The organism is Vibrio rhodolitus (assembly GCF_003350325.1).
In the GTDB taxonomy this organism is placed as follows: Bacteria; Pseudomonadota; Gammaproteobacteria; order Enterobacterales; family Vibrionaceae; genus Vibrio; species Vibrio rhodolitus.
The window spans coordinates 68,023-94,543 of sequence record NZ_QLYZ01000005.1; the positions used below are offsets into that span (position 1 = coordinate 68,023).

At 45.6% G+C, this 26,521-nt stretch carries 22 protein-coding genes; 8 read left to right on the top strand and 14 right to left on the bottom strand.

The genetic code is table 11. The features are described from left to right. Window positions 1-52 precede the first annotated feature (52 nt). The 9 genes from DPF93_RS06940 to DPF93_RS06980 form a co-directional block, all read right to left on the bottom strand. Window positions 53-496: a copper chaperone PCu(A)C gene (locus DPF93_RS06940; RefSeq protein WP_114765486.1), complete on the bottom strand. Its 444-nt coding sequence runs from the start codon at window positions 494-496 to the stop codon at window positions 53-55. A 13-nt stretch (window positions 497-509) separates the two neighbouring features. Then, the gene (locus tag DPF93_RS06945; RefSeq protein ID WP_114765487.1) at window positions 510-1,088 is read right to left on the bottom strand and encodes an SCO family protein; all 579 of its coding nucleotides are present in this window, start codon (window positions 1,086-1,088) and stop codon (window positions 510-512) included. Next, the gene (locus DPF93_RS06950; RefSeq protein ID WP_114765488.1) at window positions 1,085-1,510 is read right to left on the bottom strand and encodes a hypothetical protein; all 426 of its coding nucleotides are present in this window, start codon (window positions 1,508-1,510) and stop codon (window positions 1,085-1,087) included. Before DPF93_RS06950 ends, DPF93_RS06945 begins: the two co-directional genes overlap by 4 nt. Window positions 1,511-1,696: 186 nt before the next feature. Further along, on the bottom strand, window positions 1,697-2,251 hold the full coding sequence (locus DPF93_RS06955) for a GNAT family N-acetyltransferase (protein WP_114765489.1): 555 nt from the start codon (window positions 2,249-2,251) through the stop codon (window positions 1,697-1,699). Between the two features lie 15 nt (window positions 2,252-2,266). Further along, window positions 2,267-2,893, bottom strand: a complete 627-nt coding sequence (locus DPF93_RS06960) for a DUF2057 family protein (protein ID WP_114765490.1) — start codon at window positions 2,891-2,893, stop codon at window positions 2,267-2,269. A 568-nt stretch (window positions 2,894-3,461) separates the two neighbouring features. Beyond that, a complete protein-coding gene (locus DPF93_RS06965; RefSeq protein WP_114765491.1) occupies window positions 3,462-5,585 on the bottom strand; it encodes a type I secretion system permease/ATPase in 2,124 nt (707 codons plus the stop codon). A 20-nt stretch (window positions 5,586-5,605) separates the two neighbouring features. Next, entirely contained in the window at window positions 5,606-7,522 is a 1,917-nt protein-coding gene (locus DPF93_RS06970) for a bifunctional diguanylate cyclase/phosphodiesterase (RefSeq protein WP_114765492.1), read from the bottom strand. A 5-nt stretch (window positions 7,523-7,527) separates the two neighbouring features. Next, window positions 7,528-8,190, bottom strand: a complete 663-nt coding sequence (locus tag DPF93_RS06975) for a transglutaminase-like cysteine peptidase (RefSeq protein WP_114765663.1) — start codon at window positions 8,188-8,190, stop codon at window positions 7,528-7,530. A gap of 48 nt (window positions 8,191-8,238) precedes the next feature. Then, entirely contained in the window at window positions 8,239-9,630 is a 1,392-nt protein-coding gene (locus DPF93_RS06980) for an HlyD family type I secretion periplasmic adaptor subunit (RefSeq protein WP_114765493.1), read from the bottom strand. Window positions 9,631-9,855: 225 nt separating this feature from the next. Between DPF93_RS06980 and pdxH the strand changes: the two genes are divergently transcribed. After that, complete coding sequence (gene pdxH, locus DPF93_RS06985; protein ID WP_114765494.1) at window positions 9,856-10,491, top strand: pyridoxamine 5'-phosphate oxidase; 636 nt, start codon at window positions 9,856-9,858, stop codon at window positions 10,489-10,491. Window positions 10,492-10,520: 29 nt separating this feature from the next. On the opposite strand, the gene DPF93_RS06990 is transcribed toward pdxH, so the two are convergent. From DPF93_RS06990 to DPF93_RS07000, 3 genes are all read right to left on the bottom strand, one after another. Further along, window positions 10,521-11,231, bottom strand: a complete 711-nt coding sequence (locus DPF93_RS06990) for a helix-turn-helix transcriptional regulator (RefSeq protein ID WP_114765664.1) — start codon at window positions 11,229-11,231, stop codon at window positions 10,521-10,523. Window positions 11,232-11,542: 311 nt separating this feature from the next. After that, on the bottom strand, window positions 11,543-13,369 hold the full coding sequence (locus DPF93_RS06995) for an SUMF1/EgtB/PvdO family nonheme iron enzyme (protein WP_114765495.1): 1,827 nt from the start codon (window positions 13,367-13,369) through the stop codon (window positions 11,543-11,545). A gap of 152 nt (window positions 13,370-13,521) precedes the next feature. Beyond that, the gene (locus DPF93_RS07000; RefSeq protein WP_114765496.1) at window positions 13,522-14,622 is read right to left on the bottom strand and encodes a PEGA domain-containing protein; all 1,101 of its coding nucleotides are present in this window, start codon (window positions 14,620-14,622) and stop codon (window positions 13,522-13,524) included. 429 nt (window positions 14,623-15,051) lie between these two features. Here DPF93_RS07000 and DPF93_RS07005 point away from each other — a divergent pair, with 429 nt between their 5' ends. From DPF93_RS07005 to DPF93_RS07030, 6 genes are all read left to right on the top strand, one after another. After that, window positions 15,052-15,858, top strand: coding sequence for an AraC family transcriptional regulator (locus DPF93_RS07005; RefSeq protein WP_114765665.1), 807 nt, complete (start codon window positions 15,052-15,054; stop codon window positions 15,856-15,858). A 191-nt stretch (window positions 15,859-16,049) separates the two neighbouring features. Continuing rightward, window positions 16,050-19,169: a bifunctional proline dehydrogenase/L-glutamate gamma-semialdehyde dehydrogenase PutA gene (putA, locus tag DPF93_RS07010; RefSeq protein WP_114765497.1), complete on the top strand. Its 3,120-nt coding sequence runs from the start codon at window positions 16,050-16,052 to the stop codon at window positions 19,167-19,169. Window positions 19,170-19,184: 15 nt separating this feature from the next. Beyond that, complete coding sequence (locus DPF93_RS07015; RefSeq protein WP_114765498.1) at window positions 19,185-19,874, top strand: 1-pyrroline-5-carboxylate dehydrogenase; 690 nt, start codon at window positions 19,185-19,187, stop codon at window positions 19,872-19,874. Between the two features lie 90 nt (window positions 19,875-19,964). Beyond that, on the top strand, window positions 19,965-21,455 hold the full coding sequence (gene putP / locus DPF93_RS07020) for a sodium/proline symporter PutP (protein ID WP_114765499.1): 1,491 nt from the start codon (window positions 19,965-19,967) through the stop codon (window positions 21,453-21,455). A gap of 172 nt (window positions 21,456-21,627) precedes the next feature. Next, window positions 21,628-21,855 (top strand): hypothetical protein, encoded by a 228-nt coding sequence (locus DPF93_RS21465; RefSeq protein ID WP_114765500.1) that lies wholly within the window; start codon window positions 21,628-21,630, stop codon window positions 21,853-21,855. 98 nt (window positions 21,856-21,953) lie between these two features. Continuing rightward, window positions 21,954-22,421, top strand: a complete 468-nt coding sequence (locus DPF93_RS07030) for an Lrp/AsnC family transcriptional regulator (RefSeq protein ID WP_114765501.1) — start codon at window positions 21,954-21,956, stop codon at window positions 22,419-22,421. Window positions 22,422-22,504: 83 nt separating this feature from the next. Here DPF93_RS07030 and DPF93_RS07035 read toward each other — a convergent pair whose 3' ends face one another. Together DPF93_RS07035 and DPF93_RS07040 are read right to left on the bottom strand one after the other, a co-directional pair. Then, window positions 22,505-23,209: a DUF445 domain-containing protein gene (locus tag DPF93_RS07035; RefSeq protein ID WP_114765502.1), complete on the bottom strand. Its 705-nt coding sequence runs from the start codon at window positions 23,207-23,209 to the stop codon at window positions 22,505-22,507. A gap of 101 nt (window positions 23,210-23,310) precedes the next feature. After that, entirely contained in the window at window positions 23,311-25,164 is a 1,854-nt protein-coding gene (locus DPF93_RS07040) for an ABC transporter ATP-binding protein (RefSeq protein WP_114765503.1), read from the bottom strand. A 294-nt stretch (window positions 25,165-25,458) separates the two neighbouring features. Between DPF93_RS07040 and DPF93_RS07045 the strand changes: the two genes are divergently transcribed. Further along, window positions 25,459-26,442 (top strand): arginine deiminase-related protein, encoded by a 984-nt coding sequence (locus DPF93_RS07045; protein ID WP_114765504.1) that lies wholly within the window; start codon window positions 25,459-25,461, stop codon window positions 26,440-26,442. Window positions 26,443-26,521 lie beyond the last annotated feature (79 nt).

Sequence of the window (26,521 nt, forward strand, 5' to 3'; positions counted from 1 at the left end):
AGAATAGCAAAAGCGAAAAGCGCTAGCTCTTCGCTTTCTCATCGGATAATAATTAATGGTGGTGTTTCATTCCGCTCATCACCTTTTTAATCGGAGCTTCAAATTGCTGTGACTCTCCATTGGCGAACGTGATATTCACTTCAATACTTTCCCCTTCAACCAGAGGTTTAGTCAAATCGAACAACATTATATGCAAGCTACCTGGCTTAAGAGATGTGTGGCTTTGTGCAGGGATTTTGATTTGATCAATTTGGCGCATTTTCATCACCTCACCTTCATGAACTACGTCATGCAGTTCAACTTTACCAGCTGCGGGTGTCGACGCAGATACGATGGCACGATCCTTTTCGCCATGATTCATAATCTCAACAAACACCGCACTGGTTGCCACATTTGGCGGCGTTGCACGTGCGTACGGATTGTGCAGCATTAAGTGTTCAGCGTTTGCTAATGGACTAAGAAGAAGGCTGGCTAAAAGTAAAGGCTTCAATTTCATTATCATTCCTTTGTTATTGTGTTTTAAGTTGTTCTATCGCAGCAACGATCGGTGCTGGGTTAAGCGTGTGAGGGACTTTAGCAATCAACTCCCCGTTAGGTTGTAATAAGTAAAAGTAGGAGTTGTGATCGATGGTGTATTGCAGTTGAGAATCGGGTAGCTCAGTTTTTCTAAATACCACGCCGTACTTCTCAGCAATTGGCTTGGTTATCTCAATTGGTGCTGACAAGCCTTCTATTTTCGGGTGGAAGTACTGGGCGTATTGGTGTGCTTTACTGGCGATATCGCGCTCAGGATCTAGTGTGATAAAGATAGGTCTGAGTTGTGCTAGTTGCTCCGCGTTTAATTGCTTTAGTGCGCCAGAGAGCATTGCCAGAGAGGTTGGGCAGACGTCTGGGCAGTGAGTAAAGCCAAAGTAGACAATACGAGTACGCGGATCTTGTTCATCAAATAGATCTACCGTTTTTTGTTCGCCTTGGAAGACTGCGCTGCTGGTTGTCATCGTTTGCTCGGATGATGAGTCTAAGTAAAGTTTTAGCCCGTATCCAAGTGAAAATGCGACTACTAAAATCAATGACCAATTTCTGCTCATCGCGCCATCCTTATTGCTACGTTGATTGATTGCTTGCCATCACTGAGAGTGCCGACCCATGTCATATTTTCCATGGTGCATGCGGGCAGCAACACTTCTCCTTGGTATTGACCATCAGCCAGTTTAGCGATGGCAAAACGCGCGGTGCCCATTTCCATCTCATGCCCTTGTAAGGTTAAGTTTAGCTGGGAGGCATCAGATTGAGGCCAATTTGCTTGAAGAGAAAAGGGCAGAAGAGGCTGTGCCGTATCTTGGCTAATGGTAATGACAGCGTTATTTTGCTCACACGCTGTGGTGGAGAGCTGACAGTGCTCTTCAAGCGTTATTGGAGTGGAAGAGGTAAACCACGCCATAATATCTTGGGTAAAAAAGCCTGCAAGTAAGGCGATGGCGAGCAGCGCCATTTTTATAGGTGTTGTCATAGATGGAATAAAGCGAGATACCGAAACAGCATCTTATCACACTGGTAACATTTGACTCGTTTGAGCTAACAAATTTGTGTGGAATATCATGCTGGTTTTAAAACAATGGGGAGGTTTTAAATCGGTGAGCAGAGCAAAGCAGAGCAATTGAGTTATGCAGCCCTCAATTGCTCTGGTGGTAGGAAGTTAGCGAGATTGTTGCTGGTGGATACCATAGATGGCGTGATCGAGAATACGTTCTCCGACCTTCTCACTGTTTGAGATGACGCCTTCTAGCGCCATGCCGCATCTTTCCGCAACGGCACGACTAGACCAGTTATCAACCGCAGCACGCAGTTCCACTTTCTCCATGCCATACTTGCTAAACGCCAGTTCAATTAGCTTTTTGACCACTCGCGTCATAATACCTTTACCCAGGTGTTTCTGACTTAACCAGTAGCCCACCTGCACCCGGCGCAAATCATGATCAATATTATTGAAGCTGCAGTTACCAACAATTTGGCCATGATAGATAATCGCGCAAGTGAGCGATTTTCCTTCGGCGTAGTCAACCAGTGAACGTTGAATAAACAGGCGGAAATCTTGTTCTGACTGGCAATATGGTGGCCAAGCGAGCCATTGCCCCAGATAGTCAACTTGTTCGTTGACAAGGGCTGCGTAAATCGGTGCAAAGCTCTCTTCAACCAATGCTATCTGTATATCAGCATCGACTTCGAAAGCGAAGAGATTGTTTAGCGTCATATGACCTTCGATTATTTACTGCTGGTTCACAAACTGTTTGAATTTTTCACGGGTTTTTGCGTCGGCTTTTTGATACCAGAAATGCAGCATCTCTTCCGCTGTTGAGGCGTCAACTTTTGCACTGATCGCAGGCATCGCTGGCGCAGCGCCGGCTGCAGTTGAAAGGGCTGCAATACCATTAGTACGGTTATACACTTCTGATTCTAAGATGAAGTCACGACCAATTTGTAGACCATCTTTTTCCAGTACATCTTGCACAATCTCAACCGCTTGATTGTTTTGGTCAATCAGAGCGACCTTCCATTGACTGATCTGTTTTTCTGCTTCACGTTCGTTGCGGTATTCAGGTAAGTCAAAATGTAAGGTTTGGTTTTCTGCTGAGAACTTAGTGATCACTGCATCACTCTCGACAATAATGCGGTCGTTACCTTGTGAGAAATATGGTGAATAGCGCAATACGAGTTGGTTTTCACCATCTTCTAAAGTGAGTGTTTTAGTTGAACTAAACAGTCCGCCTTCAATATGTGCGCGTTTGGCGTTTACTGCCAGTACTTGCACGTTATCAGGGATCTCGATAGTCACTTGTGCGCTAGCGGTTGCAGTAAGTAAAAGGCTTGAGATTAGGGTTACGACGGTTTTCATTATTATTCCTTTATGCAGCAAACATCTTCGTTCGCCTCTCGGTGAAGCAAGCGTTAAAACTAGACTGCCGAGTCTCAATTCAGAATTCAACCTACCAGCAGCCAAGTCGCAAAAATTTCATCGAAACGACATCTAAGTGGTTTCGATATATTTTAGTAAATTCAAAGTCTAGTTCGTAAACGAGCTAACGTTTCAAATAATAACGAAATTGCTGGCGAGTATCACGACAATGGCGATTTAAAATAATAGAAATCTTAACTAAAAATAGTTTTCAGATTTAATAATAGATTTGACTAATTTATTGAGCATCATCAATAGGATTAATAGATATAAATAACCGTTGTTTTTTGTTTGATTAATTTTAGCTATTTATTGGTCATTAGCGGGTCGCGAAGTGTTGGAGAAATGCTCGCTTTATCAAAGATTCTTCTAATTCACTTTTGAATACAAGAGTAAGGGCTAGGTCAAAATGAATAGAACGATAAACCTGAGATTGTCGATATTAAAAAACGACCCGAGAGGGTCGTTTTTGCTTAAGGATTGCGTGGTCTTGAGCTAGCTTATCTATTTAGCTTGCTGTGCTGGTGGCGCGAACCTTACCTTGCATCAGGTTACTCAGTACTTCCGCTTTTGGACCATCGGCGATGATCGCACCTTTTTCCATCACCACGATGCGATCGACTACATCGAGCATCGAAGTTTTGTGGGTAATGAGGATCAGTGTTTCGTTTTTCTTCAATTGAGATAATTGCTGCTTAATGTGCATTTCGGAGCGGTTATCCATCGCACTGGTCGGCTCATCCATTAGCAAAACTGGTGGGCGACCCAAGATTGCACGAGCTATGGATACGGCTTGTCGCTGACCGCCAGACAGCAGTTGCCCACCTTCACCCACTTGACGCTCCAAACCGGCTGGATCTTGCTGAGTGAATACGGTTACCCCGGCTCGGTTCGCTGCGTCCATGACGTCGCGATCGTCGGCAAGCGGTCTGCCCAGCGTAATGTTGTCACGAATTGAGCCATAAAACAGATGGTAATCTTGTGGTACACAACCGATATTGCGGCGAATGTCGATGTGGTGAAGCTGATCGATATCAGTGTCGTCAATTCGCACGTGACCTTCAGTTGGCTTATATAACCCCAGCACAAGGCGTTCTAGTGTGGTTTTTCCTGAACCAATCCGACCAATAATCGCCACCTTTTCACCGGGATTAATGGTTAAGCTGAGATTACGAATTGAGGCGATCGGTGAGTCAGGGTAGTGGAAAGTGACGTTATCTAATTCAATCTTGCCATGCACGATAGGTCGGTGAATATAGCGCTTACCTTCTTCTTGCTCATCAGGCATCGCCATCACTTGTTCAATGATGGTCATTGATGACTTCGCTTGATTATAACGAGCTGACAGAACCGAAAGTTGCACCATAGGGCCAATGGCTCGCCCGCTTAGCATGGTTGCCGCAATCAATCCACCCATGGTTAAGTTGCCATCGGCGATAAGATAGACACCAAAGATGATCATACCGACATTGGAAGCTTGCTGAACAAAACCAGCGGTATTTTGAATACTGTCGGTAATGCGGCGACTTTTGATATTCCAATTGGCCATGTGAGCAACTGCTTCTTCCCAGCGGAATTGGAACTGACTTTGCGCGCCAAACAGTTTCACTGTTTCAAGACCAGCAAGACTTTCGATTAGGTTAGCGTATTTCTGCGAAGCTAAGCGCGAACCTTCTTCGATTGCGCGGCGCAATGGTCCTTGGATCAGCAGTGAGTAAACAATCAGGATCACCACCCCAGCAATTGGTACGAACACCAGATGCCCTGCCATTAGCCAAATCAGCACAAGGAATAGAATCGCAAACGGCAAATCAATCAGTGAGCCGATGGTGGCAGAGGTAAAGAATTCACGAATCGACTCAAATTCTTGTAAGTGACGAGCAAAGGCACCCACCGAAGGCGGACGAGACTCCATTCTGATGCCGAGTACTTTACTGAACAGTTTTGATGAGATCAGAATATCGGACTTTTTACCCGCGACATCAATAAAGTAGCTGCGCATCAATTTGAGCACTAAGTCAAATAAGAAAATGACGAAAATACCACTGGCGAGTACCCACAGAGTTTCGAACGCGAGGTTAGGTACCACTTTATCGTACACCAAGCGAGTGAACATCGGCGCGGCGATTGCAAATAAGTTGATCAGAATGGAGGCGATTAGAACATCACGATAGATGCTACGTGACTGCCATATCGTGCTCCAAAACCAATGCCCCTCTTTGGTTTTCAATACCTCTGGTGATCGCTCGTCGTAGCGAAACTGTTTTTTGACTAGGAAGTAACGACCTGAATAGAGTTGTTTCAACTCTTCTACGGGGATGGAGATCGGCACTAAGCCGGACTCACCAGTCACAATCTCAGCTTCGTTACTCTCAGGGTTAATACTGTTCAGCACACACGCATCGCCGCCCTTAAGCAGCAATACCACCGGAAGCACGAGCTGCGATATTGAGCTAAGTTCCGCGCGATTCTCTTTAGCTACCAGCCCGGCTCTTTCTGCCGAGCGCGGAAACAAAAACGGGGTTAGCTTACCTTCTGAAAGAGGTAAGCCATTTATCAGCGCTTCTGGGGAATTCGCTAGCCCGTAGTAACGGCTGACATAAATAAGCGAATTTAAAAGTGGATCTTGCATAGTCGCTGCCTTTTATTATTTTATTTGTCGACGATAAAACCTTGGAAAATGTCGATAAAGTGCTCAGATAAGAAGTCGAGCTGAGCTTGCGTTTCCACTCGTGATGCAATCGTCTTAATACCTAAATTGTGTGCTGTTCTTGAAATCGAGGTCAACGTAAATTGCTGTTTCTCATCTTCCAAGTGGTGTGTGTATAGGTAGTCGAGTTTGACGTAAGCAGGACGGAACTCATTGATATAATCAAGCGATTGGAAATTGCGTCCATAGTTGTCGACACCAAATTCAGCCCCTGCTGCGCGAATGGCATTACAGAATAGAGCAGTGTGGTGTGGTGAGTTAACAAAACAGCTTTCTGGAATTTCGAAATGGATAAGCTTGGCGAGATCTTTTTCGCGATTCAATTGCTGTGAGACCCAACGGATAAAGCTTGGTTGTGAAATACTATTTTGCGCAATGTTGATTGCCACCGGCGCATCAAATGATGAGCCATCTTGTTTAATCTTCGCCAATACTGATGAAATAACGTATTCATCAAAGATATGGCTGGCATTGAGTTGCTCTAGTGCAAACAGGTATTGGTTAGCGCTATAGCGTTTATCTCCAGTTTCGATCGCACTAAACATCTCATAGTGATAGGTTTTACCCGAGCTTGCATTGGCAGGTTGCATACGGAAGGCAAACCAATCGTTGCTGATTGCTTCTTCGACCAACAGTTTCCATTGCTGTTTACCCATCAAGGTACGAGAGTCATCGCTAGTAATATAGCCATAAGCCAGATCAGGGTTAGTGGTGGCTTCGGCGAGAGCGTTATCTAGCAAAGTCAGAATATCGGAAGCCGAGCTATTACTTGAGTTATGCACCACCCCAAGTGAGGCATTGGCTTTTGCCATGCCCGTTGGATCTGCATCAAGGTCTTGTACATAGGTAACAATGCTTTCAGCAATCAGCTTGAGCTCACCTTCGTCGACATTTGGCATGATAAAACCAAACTCATCAGATGAAATACGTGCCAGTGCAACTTCGCTGGTATTGAGTGCGACTTTCAAATGGTCGGCAAGTTCACGTACCATTTTGTCGCCCGCTTCATAGCCTTTTTCGTCGTAGAGATCTTTGATAAAGCGCGCTTCAAGTAGGGCTACACCACCATAGGCGCCTTCGCTTAACCATGCGTTAAGCTGACTCATATAATATGCGCGGTTACCCAATGATGAGACCGGATCTATGTAGGCTCGCTCACGCAGTTGCTGCGCTTCTTTAACCTGTGCTTTAAAGGTTTCTTCAAGCTGCGCTGACATGCTGTTGATGCCTTCAACCACGCTGATAAGGTCGGTGGTTTTTGGTAGTGGTAACGGCTCACCAAACTTGTTTTGCGCAACCAAGGTCATCTTGTTGACGATCATCTCGAGTGGATTTAACGCACGCTTGAGCAAGAAAGATATCGCGAACAGACCAATCAATAACACCATACAAAAGGCGATGACCAGATCTTCAAACGCTTTCCAAAGCTGCTGGTAGGCTCCGCCAGGGTGGCTGACGATTTCTACTTCAGCCAGTTGCATCCAACCACTGGTCACTACGCGGCTATCGTGAATCGGTTCAAATAAGTTTAATCCAACAAACCACTGCGGGACGTCGCTAGGTTTGACAGGATAGGTGCGCACGATTTCTTCGTTGCTATCGAGAAAGACCAGACGAACGACAGAGTAGCTACTGCCATCGAAAAGGGCATTGATGACAGATTCAACCGCAACGGTGTCCTTATCTTGTAAGTATGGGGCGAGGGCGAGACCAACGGTATTGATGGTGTTATTGACCTCTGAGCGTTGTTGCTGCTCAAGGAAATTTCGAGTGGTGTTGAACTCGATAACCGATACCGAAATTAGCAGCAACATTATTACTGCAATCATCCCTGCGACAAGTTGTTTATGTAATGTCATAGTAGCTACTCATCGTAATTTATTATTGGTTTCCGTAATTGGAGCGATCGCTCGCGAGCGCGAAGATCATTCCATAAACTAAGTCGAGAAGATTTCCCGGCTAGCTGTCCATTTTTTGATTTCATTAACCACAAATTACTACCGTTGAAACTGTATATCGGCAGTAGATCGCGCCGCTTGGTTGCAGTGGTAATTTCTGGGTTGATGTTATCAAGAATCAGTGGCTCTGCGCTGGGGTGTGAGTAGTAAGCAAGAACCATATGAAACTGATTTAAACTTAGGGCTTTAACATACACTAAGCGCATTTTTTTATCTGAGACACCTAACTCACGGAGTGAGAAGTATTTGGCGATGGTGAAATCTTCACAGTCACCAGCATTACTGCCTAAGAACTCTAGTGGTGTCGCCCAGTAATCATTTTTGCCCCACAACTTATCGTCATTGACGAAGTTAAGCTGATTGAAAAACTGATTGACGCGCGTTAATTGGTCGCGCTCAGATAATCCTCGGTAGGCGCTCATCTGAGTGCGCCAAGTTGTGACTCTAAGCCCCGCTCGTTCACCGTATACTCGCGTGACCGCATCGACCAAACGCTGTTCGCTGCTGTTGAGCGCTTGAGATGCTGTGGCACTAAACAACAATGTGGCGGCAAGACCTATGGTCCTGATCGCTTTTGCGCTTTGAGTGGTGATGAAGCGTGGCAAATCCTATGACCTCTACTCTTTTAAAGCGTTGGTTTTGGCGCTTAGGATTGGCTTGAGTAAGTAGTCCATCACGGTGCGTTTACCGGTGATGATATCGACCGAAGCCGTCATCCCCGGAATGATTGGCAAGGAGGCATCTTTATTGAGTGAGGTCTCATTGGTTCGTACTCTCACTAAGTAGAAGCTATTTCCTTCTTCATCCGTGGTGGTGTCAGCACTAATGTGCTCTAGCGTTCCTTCTAAGCCGCCATATTTGGTGAAGTCATAGGCACTGAATTTAACAATTGCAGGCAATTCAGGGCGTAAAAATGCTATATCTTGCGGTGCGATCTTAGCCTCAACCAGCAATGTGTCTTCACTAGGGACAATTTCGACAATGTCCATACCCGGCTGGATAACGCCGCCCACGGTATTGATATTAAGAGTTTTGACTGTGCCCGTTACCGGCGACACTACGATGGTACGATTAACACGGTCTTGCAGACCCACGGTTGACTCAGACATGGCTGAGAGACGGTCTTGGGCATCATTAAGCTTTTCTTGCTGAGCTGAGCGAAACTTTTGCGCCGCATCAATACGGCTTAACATGGCTTCTTTGATGGCAGAACGCAGCACGGGTACTTTGAGCTCACTTGAGGTCATTTCGCGGCGAGTATCGTTTACTTGGCGTTGTAGCTTAAGTAATTCAATACGTGGTACCACGCCCTCGTCAGCCAGTGGCTTAGTAATATCAAGCTCTTTGCGAGCAAAGTTGTAGCTTTCTCGCAGGTTACGTACACGTGCTTGAATTTCGATAAGGTCTTGTTGTTTCTGTTTAACCTGTTGGTCAATCAACGAGATTTGGTTACGTAATTCATTTAGATCTTGGCGGTATTCCGCTTTCTGTCTTGCAACGAGACGCGGACGCTTTTGCTCAAAATCTTCTGGATAAAACAGTTTGTCGTAGTCGAGCTGGACATTTTTCTGCCAGTTACTGTTGTCGAAATCTTCGTCGATTTGAATACTTGCCAGTGAGGCCGAAAGTTGGATGACGTTAGCCGTCAAGTTGGCGACTTGCTGCTCACGTTCACGGAAATCGGAGCGGAAGCGGGTATCATCGATAAGTAACAGTTGTTGCCCTTTTTGGACCAACTCACCTTCATGGACCAAGATTTCTTTGACCAGACCACCTTCTAGGTTTTGGATGACCTGTACTTGGGAAGAGGGAACGACCTTGCCTTGACCTACGGTGACTTTATCAATCTGTGCCCAAGATGCCCATGCAATCGCGATGACAAAAAACAACAGCATCAACCAAAGCATGATGCGAGCACTGCTCGGTGTGTTTAGAAGCAATGCAGCGGTTTTGTCATCTACATAATCCAACTCATCAGAATTGAGACGATTATAACTACTTTTGCTCATGAAATTTCCCTAGCGTTGACTTCAAGCATTTGTTTGATTTTATTAGCTTAACAGACATTTGTTAATAAGTTGAAATTATACTGCTCTCAATTTAAGTGGTTGTACGTAAACTAAAGGGTGATCCAGTGTTTATTTACACACTTAAGTCTAGTGGCAATTGGGCTACAGCACTTGAGTTATCAATAATATGAGCGCACAATCACGCAAAAATGTTCAGGAGTGAATATGGAACTAGAAGATATTCGACGTGAATACACTAAAGGTGGTTTGCGTCGTAAGGACTTACTGAGTGACCCTATCGATCAGTTTAACTTGTGGCTACAACAAGCAATTGATGCCAAGTTAATCGACCCTACAGCAATGACCGTGGCAACCGTTGATGAGACCGGACAGCCATACCAACGTATCGTGCTACTTAAACATTGTGATCAAGATGGTTTTGTCTTTTATACCAACCTAGGTAGCCGCAAAGCGCAGCATATTGAGCACAACGCCAAAGTTAGCTTGCACTTTCCATGGCATAACTTAGAACGTCAAGTGAACGTAATCGGCGTAGCAGAGAAAATGTCTGCGGTTGAGAACATGAAATACTTCACTTCACGACCAAAAGATAGCCAAATTGCCGCATTGGCGAGTAAACAAAGCAGCCGAATTTCAGCGCGAGGTGTGTTGGAAGGTAAGTTTCTTGAACTAAAACAAAAATTTGCTAAGGGTGAGATTCCAGTTCCTTCATTTTGGGGTGGATATCGAATCAAGCCAACCAGCATTGAATTTTGGCAAGGTGGTGAGAATCGTCTACATGACCGATTCCTCTATTCCAATGAGTCAAATCAGTGGGATATTGACCGTCTTGCACCGTAATAAAAACGCCGCTTTAAGCGGCGTTTTTATTATTTGTCTTGTGGAAAGTCATTATGAATCACGACCGAAAGCTGGGTCTTTAACATGGTTTGCGGTATGTATGAGCCATAACCTCGCTCCAATGCCAAATCCACAAGATGCGCTTTGCTATGGGCATTGAATTTTGCGCGCAAACGCGCCACATAGCCTTCAAACGTTTTGATAGATATTCCCATCGCATCGGCAATAAAGGTAGGCTTTTTGCCGTAGAGCATTAAAAACAGCACTTCTTGCTCACGTGAAGTGAGTTTCTCACTACCCGGTGCCGACACTTCCCATTTGGTCACTTTGAGATCGGACAAAATACCCGTTGCGCGGCAAATCCAATGCCCAACCTCTAAAATTGCAGTGTCGGTGAGATCTTGACCAAAAAAGATGGTGCCTTGCACTTTACCTTCCGCGTTATACCAAGGTTTTTTACTGAAAATATGTGCGCGCCAACTGCCATCGGGGTATGGGTGAACATCGAGCACTTTGATGGCACATTGGCTATCGATAACAAGTTTATCTTGCTGACGAAAGTCTGTGGCGCAATTTGCCGTTTTACATGGCATATCATGGTCTGAGAGACCAATAACTTGTTCTGCAGTTTGGAAGCCAACGAGTTGTGCATAGGCGGTATTAGCGTAGACAAAGACCGAATTAAGATCTTTGCATCCCCAATAGCCTGGAAGCTGGTTGACCAGCGAATCAAAACCCATATCCACTGATTTCACCTGTAATTATTTTTATGGTTAGAATAACAAAATGGTACGTCATTCTAATTGATGATGAAATAAAAAAAGCCAGACATCTCACAATATCTGGCAAATACAAGAATAACTCTTGTCGACGTGTAGAAGAGGTTCTACGACTCAGCGAGGGTCAGCCGAGCAATAGATGTATCAACAATACGATTACTGATACTGAGACCATGCGCTATAGCGCCTGACCACGGAGGCTAATTTATCCTGAGCTCTAAGATCGAGAAAGGGGGGAAATCCCCCCTTCGATTTATAAATGTGATCTTGCGCTAGTTAATCACACGTACAACACGGAAACCAACGTAGTTAGCGGCGCTTGCTGGTGATAAATAGAGGCGCTCATGGGCGACGGCTTTCGCTGGCGAGAAGTTCCAAGCACCACCTTTAGCAATGCCTTGGCTATCTTTGGTCCATTGCCAAACGTTACCAACCGCATCGTAAATACCTAACGAGTTCGGCTTAAAGGCATCAACAGGAGAAGTACTGATGTTTGCCCATGGCGAGCTACTCCAACCGGTATTGGCATCGCCAGCAACGAAATGATTGCCCCACCAGTAATTGGCTTGGCTGCCTGCTCGAGCAGCAATTTCCCACTCATCTTCACTTGGTAGGCGGTATTGGTAACCAGTTTGGTTACTTAGCCATTTTGCGTAGGCATTGGCATCATTTCGGCTAATACACACCACTGGGGAATTTGCCGATTGCTTAAAGCCCGGGTTGCGCCAATAGCTTTTGGCAATCGCTGTCACTTCGCCGTTTTCTATCGCAGTACAGGTGTTTTTCAGTTCAGCATCTGTTTGGTAATCAGTTTGACGGACAAAGTTATCAAATTGCCCAACTGTCACTGGCGTCGCGCCAATACCGAAAGCATGATCAAGGAAGTATTGATTCGATGCATTTTCACCAATTAGGTACTGACCAGGTACAATTGCCACTAGCTGCGGCGCTTTTACCCCTGCGCTGATAAGGTCGGCAAACTGATCGCCTGCTTTTAGTTCATTCGATTTCTGTTTGAGATGGGCTCTAAAGCTGCGGTCGGCATTGATTGTGATGGTCTGATCAAAGGTTTTATAGCCTTCTTTTTTGATCACTACATGGTGCTCACCAACTGGCAGCATGATTTCAACAGGTGTGCTGCCGTATGAGACGCCATCAACGAACACTTTGTCATCGTATTGGTTTGAGCGGACGCTAAAGGTGACCCATGCGACTTCTTTTTGCTCAGCAAATTGTTGATCCGATAAAAAGCCTGGTTCAAAACAGTATTTTTTGTCTATCGCCAACAAGCTACACGCTGCGGTATCGCTTGGACGGGCTTCAAGTGACACATCTATTAATGCTCGGTAGCGCTCGCCATCGTAAAATTCAGACTGATTCACTTTATGACGCAGGACGTGCACGTTGAGCGATGTTTTGTGCATGTTTGCTTCAACCAACTGAGATTCAGTCGTTTGCTCAATCAGCAATTTTTGGAACATATTGACTGCTTTTTGCAGCGCTAATTCACGCGTTTGTGCGTCACATTGCGCCAATGTCATGTCAGACTGACAGCGGTTGGTAAAGCTGACGTTAACTTGCTGCTCATTCGCCAATTCGGTTTTTAGGCGCTCAGCGCGAGCGCGCAATTTAGCGTCATCGAACTTACTGATGTCGTCTTCAATTGCACGGACTTGGGCATTATTGGTGGCAAGTAACTGTTGCGCTTCTTCTAACTGCTGCTCAGCGTCGAGTTGATCGGCTTGGTTTTGCTTGAGCTGTTTCCAAACGGCTTGGTAGTTCGCTTGTGTGGCGGCAAGATCGACGCTTGGGTCATCAATCATGCGCTGATAATCGTTCTCTAATTGTGTTTTAGCTGCAGTAAACTTGTCATTAAGTTCGTTAGTCTGCTGCTTTACTTGATCGAGGTTTTTCTTGCGCTGAGAGACAATCTCTTGCTGTTGATTACGAGTCTGCAGAGCATTTTTTAACTCGGTATGTTTCGAAAATAACTGATCGTCAATAACCATAACCGTATTAGCAGGGCTTTCTGCCAATACAGAAGTGCTGACAAAGCAAGGCGTTAGCGCCAAAACAAGAGTCGATAAACGTGTTCGCATCGTCGTATTACTATCTTAAATTAATTCTATTTACGGTATTTTAAACGAAAACGCCACTTTGTCTTAAGTTATCGTTAGGTAACTTAGAAGCAAAATGGCGCTTTCGTTCATCTTTGTGAATTAGCTCGTTTAATTATAAAGAAAACCGAGTCTTAGCCTTCTTCACTGGTACGAAGTTTTACCCATACCGTGTCGTTTTGGCTGATTTTCACTTCACGGTTGTAAGTTTGGTAACCGTCTTTTGATACTGTCACTTTATGCATGCCTTTTGGCAGCATGATTTCAACCGGTGTACTACCGTATTTCACGCCGTTGATCACCACATTGTCGTTGTATTGATCAGAGCGCACGGTCACGCTAACCCAGTTTTTATCTTGTTGCTTCTTCTGCGCAAAAGAGTCGTCTTTCAAACAGTAGCGAGAAGAGACATTAAGCATTTTACATGCAGCAGTTGCTTCAGGTTTCGCTTGCAGCTGTGCTTGTAACTCAGTGAAGTAGCTGTTGTTGCCTTCAAAACCTGCACGGATGATTTGGCTTTCTTGAACGTGAACGTTCAACTGCACACCCGCAGCATTTTGTTTGGCTAGCGTAGACTCAGTTAAACGCTCCATTAACTGAGATTTGAATGCTTTGACTGCTTTTTGCTTGGTCAACTGGTGACCTTGGCTGGTACATTCGCCTAGCGTCATTGTCGCAGAACACGTCGTTTTAAAGCTAGTTTGCATCACGTCACTTTCGCTCAGTTCAGCGGCAAGACGTTTAACGCGTGCTTCTACTTTTTGCTCTTCAAGATAAGAGAATTCAGAGTTGAGTCGAGCTTGTTTCTGTTTGATTTGCGACAGGCGAACTTCACTTTCAGTAGAAAGTTGTTGGTTCTCAAGCAGCTCACTTTGATTCTGCTTAACCGCTGCCCAAGAGTCTTGATACTCTTTTTGGAAGCTCATCAAATCAATATCTGGGTCATCAAGCAAACGGCTGTACTGCTTGTCTAGTGCAGACTTAGCACGGTTACGCTTCGCATTTAGCTCCTGCTCGTCACGCTTAAGTTTCGCATGTTCATTTTGCAGCTGCTGAAAACGCTGTGCTTCTGAATCGTATTCTGATGCGGTAGTGCTTAGTTCCGCCTCTTTGTTGCTTAGTTTTTCATCGATGACAGCAACAGGATCAGCGGAAGCTTCTTCTGCAGCTATCGATGTTGATAGCCAAAATGGGCTTAGCGCGAGCAATAGCGCTGGGATGCGACGTGTGATCATAAGTCTCTACAACAGTTACGTTTTAATTCACTAAGTATTATAAATATTTAAGACATGGGATTGACAGTCCTTTGTACTAACACTGTCGCACATGCTTGTCTTGCATATCCTATGGGTATATAGAACCCTTAGATTAACATAGGTTTTTAAAAATAAACCTAAAGTGCTACACGTTATTTTGTGCACTTCACGGAAATAAGCAAGAAAAGATTGCATTTACAACCGAGAAGGTTGGGTTAGAAGTGACATTGACCGTAATTTATGTGCACTTGATCATTGTTCCGAGCTGATTATTTGCACAAGTGAATGAAAAGTATACTGAAAGCAGCTATCAACTGGCACTGATAGTGTCGCTATGCAGAATCTATCGAGAATAGTATGAATTTGGTATACCATTTGAAGTATCAATCGCTGTCAAAGTCGTTACCAATGAGTAAGCCAAACCGACCTCAACCTCCTATCAATTTTGTTCTACCCAAACCCGCTGAATTGGTGACTTTGCCTTCCTATATGGATTGCCATGATCATCAGTACACGCAAATTGTGATTGGTCTAAAAGGACAGGCTGAGTTTGAAGTTAATGGAGTAGGCAATTTGGTTGGTCCGGGGCAAGGCTGTGTGGTGACCTCTGGCTCTGATCATGCTTTTGGTGGTGTGGTTGGTCAGTCGGACATTTTGGTATTGAATATGCCTCTTGCCAGCCATAGCGATCCGCTGATGCTACAAAAGCTCAACGAACTCAACCAGCGTGAGGTCTATTTTCAGCTTGATGTACAGATCCAGCGCTTGATTCAAATGCTAGTAGCAGAAATGCATGCCAGCCCGGATGATTTACTACTAAGCCGCGCGTGTAATGATACGGTGATCGCGCTACTTCAGCGCCATACCTCTTCATTACAAGTCAGTCGTAAAGAGTCGCGGTTTGATTTAGAAGCGATTGATCGTTACATCGAGCAACACCTCACGCAGAAAATCTCTGTTGCTCAACTTGCTGGTAGTATCTTCCTTGGCGAAAGCCAGTTCCATACCTTGTTTAAAGAGCAGCTTGGTATCACGCCACATCAATATGTCTTGTCAAAGCGCATTGATATGGCAAAACAGCTTATCGAGCAGCGCAACCTTTCTCTCGGGCAAATTGCTGAGCTCACCGGGTTTTCGGGGCAAAGCACTTTTGCTCACGCTTTCTCACGCTTACAAGGCGTCTCACCGTCACAATATAAGAAAACAATCGGTTAAAATGGAAACGTAATGTAATTAATTCTATTGATATTTGTGATGTGATCATGTTTTAGTTTTGTTAAATATCGAAGAATTAAACAAATATCCCGGAGTTTTTGACAAGTATTCCGTTCAGCCTCACAATACACTGCTCGCCATTGCAGTAAACCCGCTTAATGATTAAGCAGGTGTGAGATTGAGGAATACGTATGTTTACAGCAACAGATGTGTTGAACGCTGAATTTATTGAGCAGCCGCTTGATAAGTTGTGGGCGTTGATCTCGCCACTCTATATGGTGGACGAATCACAATGGTTAGAGCAGCTTTTGCCGCTGGCGACGCCAACGGAACAAGAAAAGGCGCAAACCGCACTCAAAACAACTCAACTAATTGAGGCTATTCGAGCTGACAAGAAATCAATTCAGATGATTGATGCCTTACTGCTTGAATACAGTTTAGATACTCAAGAGGGTATTCTGCTGATGTGTTTAGCAGAAGCCTTGATGCGTATTCCCGATGCCGAAACCGCTGACGCACTAATTCGTGACAAACTGAGCGTTGCGGATTGGAAATCTCACCTGAAAAACTCCGATTCTGTTTTTGTTAATGCCTCGACTTGGGGCTTGATGCTGACAGGCAAGGTGGTTGGGCTTTCTGAATCTCAGCAGCCAAGCCCAAGCCAAGCGGTTAACCGTTTGGTGAACAAGCTTTCAGAGCCTGTGATCCGCAGGGCGATGAACCAAGCGATGAAGATCATGGGTCACCAGTTTGTTCTCGGGCGCACGATCCAAGAAGCGCAGAAAAACGGTCGCGCAATGCGTGATAAAGGCTTCACCTATTCCTACGATATGTTGGGTGAAGCGGCGCTAACAGAAGCGGATGCCAACAAATATTTCAAAGACTACTTGATGGCCATCGAAGCGGTGGGACGTGATGTAGTGTCTGACAACAGCCCTGCACCTTCTGTGTCTATCAAGCTATCTGCGTTGCATCCTCGCTATGAAGTGGCTAATGAGTCTCGCGTGATGAGCGAGTTACACGATACCTTATTGCTATTGTTAGTGCGCGCGAAAGAGCTTGATGTTGCCATCACGATTGATGCCGAAGAAGCGGACCGTTTAGAGCTGTCGTTGAAACTGTTTGTTAAGCTGTATCAGCATCCTTCTGTGCAAGGGTGGGGCAAGTTTGGCTTAGTGATCCAAGCGTATTCAAAACGCGCCTTGCCTGTGCTCGTTTGGCTTAATGGTGTAGCCAAGCAGCAAGGGGATATAATTCCTTTGCGTCTGGTTAAAGGCGCTTATTGGGACAGTGAGATTAAGTGGTCGCAGCAAGCGGGCTACAGCAATTATCCGGTGTACACGCGTAAAGAATCGACCGATGTGGCTTACTTGGCTTGTGCGCGCTTCCTTTTAAGTGATGGCGTGCGCGGCAATATCTACCCACAATTTGCCAGTCATAACGCCCAAACGGTGACGTCAATTGCGCAAATGGCGACGCATACCGATTATGAGTTCCAGCGTTTACACGGTATGGGTGAGTCGCTGTATAACCATGTGATGGCAACCTATCGTCAGCCTGTACGCATCTATGCTCCAGTGGGTAGTCACAAAGATTTGCTGCCTTATTTAGTGCGTCGTTTATTAGAAAATGGCGCCAACAGCTCGTTTGTACACCGCTTGGTTGACGCGCGCTGCCCGGTCGAGAGCTTAACGGTTCATCCGGTTGAAGCTCTGTCTGGTTTTGCTAGCTTGAGCAATCGCGCGATTCCATTACCGGGTGATATTTTCCCTAATCGACGCAATTCGCTTGGGATCAATATTGATATCGAAAGCGAAAATACGCCGTTTGAAGCGCAAGTTGCCAAGTGGATGGAGCAACAGTGGCATCTTGGTTCAGTGATTAATGGCGAACTCATTCGTGAAAGCATGATCAAGGGTGAGAATGAATTGCAGCGTGTCACCGCACCTTATGATCGCCGAGTGGAGGTGGGTACGCTTGCTTTTGCCAACCTTGATCATGTTTCCGTGGCAATTGACTCTGCCCAGCAAGCGTATGCTCCATGGTCAAGCCTGCCTTTTGAGCAGCGTGCTAAGCCAGTAGAGAAACTTGCCGATCTGCTTGAAGATAATTTAGCGGAGCTGGTGGCGCTGTGTCACAAAGAAGCGGGCAAAACCATTCACGATGCAATTGATGAAGTGCGTGAGGCGGTCGATTTTTGTCGCTTCTATGCCAAGCAACATCAGGTCTTTGCTCCAGCAACCACGCAAGGTTTTGATGGCGTTGAACGTATTATTAGTCGTCAAGGTCGCGGGGTGTTTGTCTGCGTTAGTCCTTGGAACTTCCCATTAGCCATCTTCCTTGGTCAAGTTACCGCGGCATTGGTTGCAGGGAATACCGTAGTGGCAAAACCTGCTGAGCAAACCAGCCTAATCGCGGTACGCGCCGTACAGTTAATGTTGCAAGCTGGCTTTCCAAGCGGCGTGATCCAACTTTTGACCGGCAAAGGTGCAGAGATTGGCGCAGCCCTAACTTCCCATCCGGCAATTGCAGGTGTGGCGTTTACTGGCTCAACACTAACGGCACAACGCATTAACCAATCATTGGCGGCTCGTGACGCAGAACCCGTGCCTTTGATCGCGGAAACCGGTGGCTTAAATGCCATGATTGTTGACAGTACGGCGTTGCCAGAGCAAGTCGTGCGTGACGTTGTTCGCTCTGCGTTTGCTTCTGCGGGTCAGCGCTGTAGTGCCTTGCGTGTACTCTATGTGCAAGCAGATATTGCTGACCGCATTATCGCGTTGATTCACGGCGCAATGAATGAGTTGTCGGTGGGTTTACCATCGCTGCATTCGACTGATGTCGGTCCAGTGATTGATGCGCAAGCAAAACAAAAGCTACTCAAGCACATTGAATTGATGTCGAGTCAGTTTAAGACCGTGGCACAAGTTTCACTAGGTGAAGCGTGTGAGCATGGTGACTTTATTGCGCCTATGGCATTTGAAATTGATGATATCCGTTCTCTCGCTGAAGAGCAGTTTGGACCTATCTTGCATATTGTGCGTTTTAAAGCCAGTGAGTTAGCGCAAGTGGTTACTCACATCAATCAAACGGGTTATGGCTTAACGCTGGGCGTACATAGCCGCAATGAGACGACTTATCGCTGGATTGAAAAGCATGTCCGAGTAGGGAACAGCTACATCAACCGCGATCAAGTAGGCGCCGTGGTGGGTGTTCAGCCATTTGGTGGTCAAGGCTTATCGGGTACCGGACCAAAAGCAGGTGGTCCACACTACCTGTTCCGCTTTACACAAACTGTGTTTAACCACTAAACCAAGGAGAGAGATATGGTTCATCAAGTAGTAAGTTTTACCAATGCTTTCTCTGCGTGGGAGAACTGGAACTTAACCGATTTTGCGGCAAAAAGTGAATGCCTACTATCACTAAGAGACTCGTTGGTTAAGCCAGAGTATGCGGCAGTGGTGAGTTTTCATCTTGAGCAAGCGAGCAAGATTGTCTCAGTAACCCATCAGTTGGTTGGTCCAACGGGGGAGAGCAATGAGCTTTATACCGCAGGGCGCGGAGTGTGTGTGATTGCTATTGAAAGCGTCAATGAAAACGCACGATTGGCAGCACTTGCGCAGTGCACAGCGGCACTGGCAGCGGGCAACAGTATTATTTTGTGTAGCGATGATACTCAGTTTACACAAGATCTTGAGGCGGCTTATGAGAAGTCATCTCTACCAGTAAATCTACTCCACTTTGCGTCTTATGACGCGCTCAATCAGGTGCTTGAATCTGATGTGCGTGGAGTGGGCTTTATCGGTTCATCAAGCGGTGAAAAAGCGCTTAACCGACAGTTAGCAGCGCGCGAAGGCGCAATCGTCAGCTTCGTTGCTGAAACTGATTTAGCTGCACTAGAAGTAGCACATGATCCCCAACTCTCGCTGCGGTTTATAACCGAGCGAACCAGAACAATAAATATAACAGCAGTGGGTGGTAACGCAACCCTATTAGGTGCTTCGGACCCTGTCTAGGGTCGATGTGCTGTGCTGGCAACTCCAATAACAGACATGCCATGGAGGACATGTTTGTTATTGGATATTCGGATAAAAGAGGAAAATCGAATGGAAAATAGCTTTGCTATTACGACCACATTTGTCGCTTACTTAATCTTAATGTTAGCGATTGGTGTGATTGCTTATCAACGAACCAAAAACTCGACAGACTACTTTCTTGGTGGTCGTTCATTAGGTCCTTGGCCAGCCGCGCTGTCTGCGGGTGCTTCGGATATGAGTGGTTGGTTACTATTAGGTCTACCAGGCTATGCCTACGCGGCAGGTATCGAGGCGTTTTGGCTTGCCGGCGGTCTGTTACTGGGTACTTGGTCGAACTGGCTGATCAGTGCTAAACGTCTACGTACTTACAGTATTACGACGGATTCACTGACGATTCCGGAGTTCTTTGCGCGTCGTTTTAACGACAATTCGAAAATGATCCAAACCATTTCTGCGTTCTTCATTTTGCTCTTCTTCCTTTTCTATACCAGTTCGGGTTTGGTTGCGGGTGGTAAATTATTTGAGACAGTATTTGGTCTTGATTACTCAACCGCAGTAATTATTGGTACGGTTTGCGTAGTGTCATACACGTTATTTGGCGGTTTCTTAGCCGTTTCTTGGACTGACTTAGTGCAAGGTTTATTAATGTCAGCTGCGCTACTTATCGTGCCTATCGCAACGATGCAAGGTGGTTTTGGTGACGTTGCAAATCAGCTTGAAGCAATCAACCCAGAACTGTTGACGTTGTGGAACGATTCAAAAGGTGAACCGCTTTCAGCCATCGCAATTATCTCTTTGGCAGCTTGGGGCTTAGGTTACTTTGGTCAGCCGCATATCCTGGCGCGTTTTAAAGCAACACGTAGCAACAAAGACCTCACAACGGCACGTCGTATTGCTGTGGTGTGGACGGCGTTGTCAATGGCTGGCGCGATGATGGTGGGCATTGTGGGTCTAATCCATGTTCAAAGCACCGGCAGCCTATCACTGGATGATGGTGAGAAGATCTTTATGCTGCTGGTGAACTCTATGTTCCACCCAGTGATCGCAGGTATCTTACTGGCGGCAATTCTGGCGGCAATCATGAGCACTGCAGACTCTCAGCTATTGGTATCGTCATCGGCGCTAGCGGAAGACTTCTACAAGCAAGTGATCAAAAAAGACGCGACCTCAGAAGAGATTGTTATGGTTGGTCGTATCGCAGTGGTGGCAATTTCAGTTGTGGCACTTATCCTTGCCATGACGCCAGATAGCACGGTTCTTGGTCTAGTGTCTTACGCATGGGCAGGCTTCGGCGCTGCATTTGGTCCTGCGATGATTCTAAGTTTGTACTGGTCGCGTATGAACCGTAACGGTGCACTGGCGGGTATTATTGTTGGTGGTGTCACTATCGTTGTTTGGAAACAACTATCAGGCGGTCTGTTTGATATGTATGAAATCGTACCGGGAATCATCTTCTCTACGTTGGCAATTGTTGGCGTGAGCCTAGCAACGGCTGAGCCGGATGAGACAGTAAAAGCGCAGCACGATAAGTTTGAAAAACAACTAGTTGAACTGCCATAACCTCACAACCTGTTTGTGAAGTGACTCAGCCCTGCTTTGCAGGGCTTTGTTGTATTTACCACACTCGTTTTAGTCTTTGTCGCAATTTATAGACAAAAAATTTAATTTTGCGGAACTCTAGGTTTATAACAGGGTCAATTCCAAGACGACTGATGAACAGGGAGAATGGGAAATGCCACAGATGTACTGCGATTGCTGCCACAAACAGACTGCACACAAGGTAGTATTGAAGCGATGTGAGAGTGAAAATGCGTCAATGCTGCGCTCATTGGTGTGTTTTTTCTCTACTGTTCTGCAGGGCGACCATTATGTCAAAATGGAAAAGCAGTACTTTTGCCGTCGTTGTAATCATCAAAATGTGCCACTTGCCGCGTCGATCACGAATATCAAAGCTGCTTAACAAATTCTTACCGAACATTGTTTTTCTAGGTGACTAAAGTGTGATTAAATTGTTTCCATAATGTTTCACTGTAAGTGTTTATATTTGAGCGGTGTATTATGGAATTGGATCGAATTGATCGCGAGATACTACGCATACTTCATGCGCATGGACGGCTACCTATTGTTGAACTTGCTAAGCGAGTCAACCTCACAACTTCCCCTTGTTCTGACCGAGTAAAGCGACTTGAAAAAGAGCGCTTTATTACCGGCTATCATGCTGAGTTAAATTCAGAGAAGCTTGGGCTTGATGTGCAAGTGTTTATTCATATTCGCTTGGATCAAAGCAGTTTCTCAGTGTTTGAAAAATTTGCTAAAGCTGTAGATGATTTACCGGAAGTCGAAGAGTGCTACTCTCTTTCCGGTGACTTTGACACCATGATCAAAGTGCGAGTGAAGAACATGAAAGAGTACCAACACTTCATGTCGCAAAAGCTTGGTGGTTTGCCTGGCGTCATCCAATCACGCAGCGAAGTGGTGATTGAAGAGCATAAGGGCAGCAATGGCGTTAGTGCTGCGCTAATTTAAGTTTGCAATAATTTACGTGCGAGAATTTTGTGTATAAAAAAGGGCGAATCCATGATTCGCCCTTAGTGTTTTTAATTGAAGCATTAAGCAATAAATGAAGAAATAATACCGATTACGCCACCGAAAACACCACCCCAAACTACGAGCCAGCCAAGATGTTCTTTGATCATCTTTTGCACCATCTCTTTAACCAGTTTTGGCGTGAGCTCACTCAGACGTTGGTCAATGATGTTCTCAATGTTGGTTTTGATTTCATCCATCATTGCAGGCGCTTCGAGTTGCTCTTTTAAAGCTTCCTTGACGCTATCACTTTGGCTAATTTCAATGATTGATTGCTGCATTTTTTCCACAAAAGGCTGCTTCATTGGCTGCAGCGCTTCCGCACCGCCCAGCATTGCTAGCATGCCACCAAATGAAGATTGCTCAATCACTTCGACCAACGAATCAAAGGCAGGGTTGAGATCAACCTTGGCAATCACTGGCTCAAGGTTCAGCGTTTTGCCTGATGCCATTTCACTGCTAAGAAACTTGTCGATGTTTGTCTCGTTAAAGAACTGCTCCATCATTAAGTTTTTGATGGCGAGCTTGAATTCTTCAAAGCGAGCAGGAATAACCCCTGAACCATATAGCCCCGGGACTTTTTCAAATAGCATGTGAATGGCAAGCCAGTTGGTAATTGCCCCAGAGAAGGCAAAAAGACCTGCGTAGTACGCCAGTTGGTTTTGAGAAAGATAACCGCCTGCCAAGAGGGCAAGCGCAATAATATTAGTCAGTAAGCTCTTGTTCATTATAACAACAGGTAGTTCTTGGTGCGGGGAAGTATAACCAAGAGTCGCGATAGCAAAAAGCCCTCTTTTTAAAGAGGGCTTAGTAATACATCAAGTTGCAATTAGACCGAGGTGCTTTGCTCTTCGTCATCACCTAAGAAACCACCGGTTTGGTGCGCCCAAAGCTGAGCATAGATGCCTTGGTTTTTCAGCAGTTCTTGGTGAGTACCTTGTTCAACAATTTGCCCTTGGTCAAGCACAATCAAGCGATCCATTGCGGCAATGGTAGAGAGGCGGTGAGCGATAGCGATAACCGTTTTCCCTTCCATTAGCTCATTAAGGCTCTCTTGAATTGCTGCTTCAACTTCTGAATCTAGTGCCGAAGTGGCTTCATCCAGTACAAGCAGTGGTGCATCTTTTAACAGGACACGCGAGATAGCGATACGTTGACGTTGACCACCAGATAGCTTCACGCCACGCTCACCTACTTGAGCGTCGTAGCCGACGTTGCCAAACGGGTCGTTGAGGTTTTGGATAAAGTCATGTGCGTGCGCTTGTGTAGTAGCGCGCAGCAGATCCTCTTCGCTGGCATCTGGTTTACCATAAAGGATGTTCTCGCGAATTGAGCGGTGTAGGAGTGAGGTGTCTTGAGTCACCATACCAATGCTGCCACGCAGCGAATCTTGCGTTACCTCAGAAATCACTTGCCCATCAATTTTAATCTGACCCTCTTCAACATCATGGAAGCGAAGTAGGAGGTTAACCAAGGTTGATTTACCAGCACCTGAGCGCCCCACTAGACCGACTTTTTCCCCTGGTTTGATATTGAGGTTAAGGTTGCTGATCACGCCTTTCTCTTTATCCCCATAGTGGAAACTAACATTGTCGAACTCGATGCCACCGCGTTCTACCGCCAGTGGTTTCGCGTGGGGGTGATCCTTGATATCTATCGGTTTTGAAAGCGTTTTCATGCCATCAACTACGGTTCCCATGTTCTCAAATAGCGCACCGACTTCCCACATGATCCACATCGACATACCATTGATGCGCAGTGCCAAACTGATGGCAATAGCGATAGCGCCAACACTGATGGCGTTATCCATCCACAAGTAGATCGATAGTGCGCCAATAGAAAATACCAATAAGTAGTTGGTGATCTCTACCGCGACATCAAAGCCGGTGACTAGGCGCATTTGGCGATACACGGTTTTTAAAAAGCCTTGCATGCCTTCTTCTGCGTACTCAGTTTCACGCTCGCTATGGGAGAACAGCTTAACCGTTGAGATGTTGGTGTAACTATCGACGATGCGCCCTGTCATGGTAGAGCGGGCGTCAGCTTGCTCGGTGGCCACTTGCTTTAGCTTAGGGACAAAGTAAATTTGAATACCAATATAGGCGCCAAGCCACACAAGCATTGGGATCATTAAGCGCCAGTCAGCTTGCGCGAGCAACACGATCATACTGGTGAAATAAACCGAGACATAAACGAAGACGTCCATGCTCTTCATCACCGTTTCTCGCACCGCCAGCGAGGTCTGCATCACTTTTGTTGCAACACGCCCGGCAAAGTCATCTTGGTAAAAATTGACACTTTGCTTCAGTAGATAGCGGTGCGCAAGCCAACGAATCGACATTGGGTAGTTGCCGAGCAAAGTTTGATGCACCAACAGTGAGTAGCCAACCACCATGATTGGCATCACAACCAGCAGCAACACGCCATAAAAGATAAGATCCGCTTGGTTGTCTTGCCAAAACGTTTCTGGGTTGCTGCTTGAAAGCCAATCCACTAGGTTACCCATCGCGCCAAACAGCGTAACTTCGACAATTGCCACTATGGTTGCCATGATCGACATAATGATTAAGGGGACTTCAAAACCACGGGTGTAATAGCGACAAAATGCCAGTATGCCTTGTGGGGGCTGTTCTGGCTCTTGGGCTGGGAAAGGCTTGGTAAAACCTTCAAATTTCTTAAACATACATTGTCCTAAAGCACAGCAGAGTGAAGGGAGAGAAGATGCGCTGCGCATAATATTGAATATCAATATGTTATCGTTTTGCCTACAAGAATGTAACTCCCAATGTGTCACTTCGGCTGAGAGATTGCTCCCAAACCAATTTAAGGTATTGATGGCAGTAAAATTTACTGTTTTATCTCGTATTTGCCGATGAGATCCCTTTTTGTGCGCGTAATTTACTTAAAACTCAGTAATTTTTTTGCTAGCTTTGCAATTATAATCATCTAATAATTAATATAAATGGAGTTTGTAAATATGTTACAAAAGCAAACCCTAGCAGATTTAACTAATCCAAACACAATAAAACAAAATGCCAACTGCGTGGTGATGGTGCCACCTAAAGAATTTAGCTTTAATTCGGAAACTGCACGCGACAATGAGTTTCAGCAAGGTATCGCTTTGCCTGCTGAGGAGCTTAAGAGTAGTGTCATGGCAGAATTTGAGTCAATGGTCACTCAGCTTCGCAGTGCTGGGATTCAAGTTATCGTTCTGGATTACCAACTCGATGCTGAAGCAACGCCAGATGCTGTTTTTCCTAACAACTGGTTCAGTACCAACAGTGAAGGTGACTTGTTTACTTTTCCAATGGCTTGTGAAAATAGACGTAGAGAAGTACGTCTTGATGAGTTGCGTGAAGCATTAGAAATGTCAGGCAGACATGTAAACAGCCATACCTCTTTTGAGCACTACTACCAACACGGTGCCTATTTAGAAAGCACGGGTGTGATGATTTTCGACCATATCAATCGCACGATTTACGCTGCCTTGTCGCAGCGCTGCGATCGAGATGTATTGGAGCAGTTTGCCGAACAAGCGGGTTATCATCGCGTGGTGTCATTTCAAACCGTGCTTCCTTCCGGCAGACCTGTTTACCACACCAATGTGATGCTCGCGATCGGTGAGCGTTTTTGTGTGATCTGTGATGAAGTGATCCCGCAATATGAGCGCACGTTTGTGTTGAAATCATTGGCGAAAGATAAGCAAATTATTTCTATTTCTCTTGAGCAGATGAATGCGATGTGTGGCAACGTATTGCAGTTAGAATCGGTGAATGGCGAGAAACTGATTGCGATGTCGCAAACTGCCTATAACGCTTTTACTCAAGCGCAGCTCAATCAATTGGCGAGTCATGGTCGTCTGCTGCCGCTTGATGTGACCACCATAGAAACAGTCGGTGGGGGTAGCGTGCGTTGCATGTTGGGTGAGGTGTTTTTACCTGCGCGCAGCAAGTATTTGTAGTAGTGGCTATCACATGATGACCGAGAGATAAAACAAAGCCCCGCTCTGGCGGGGCTTTCTGTATTGATTTAGGCGAATT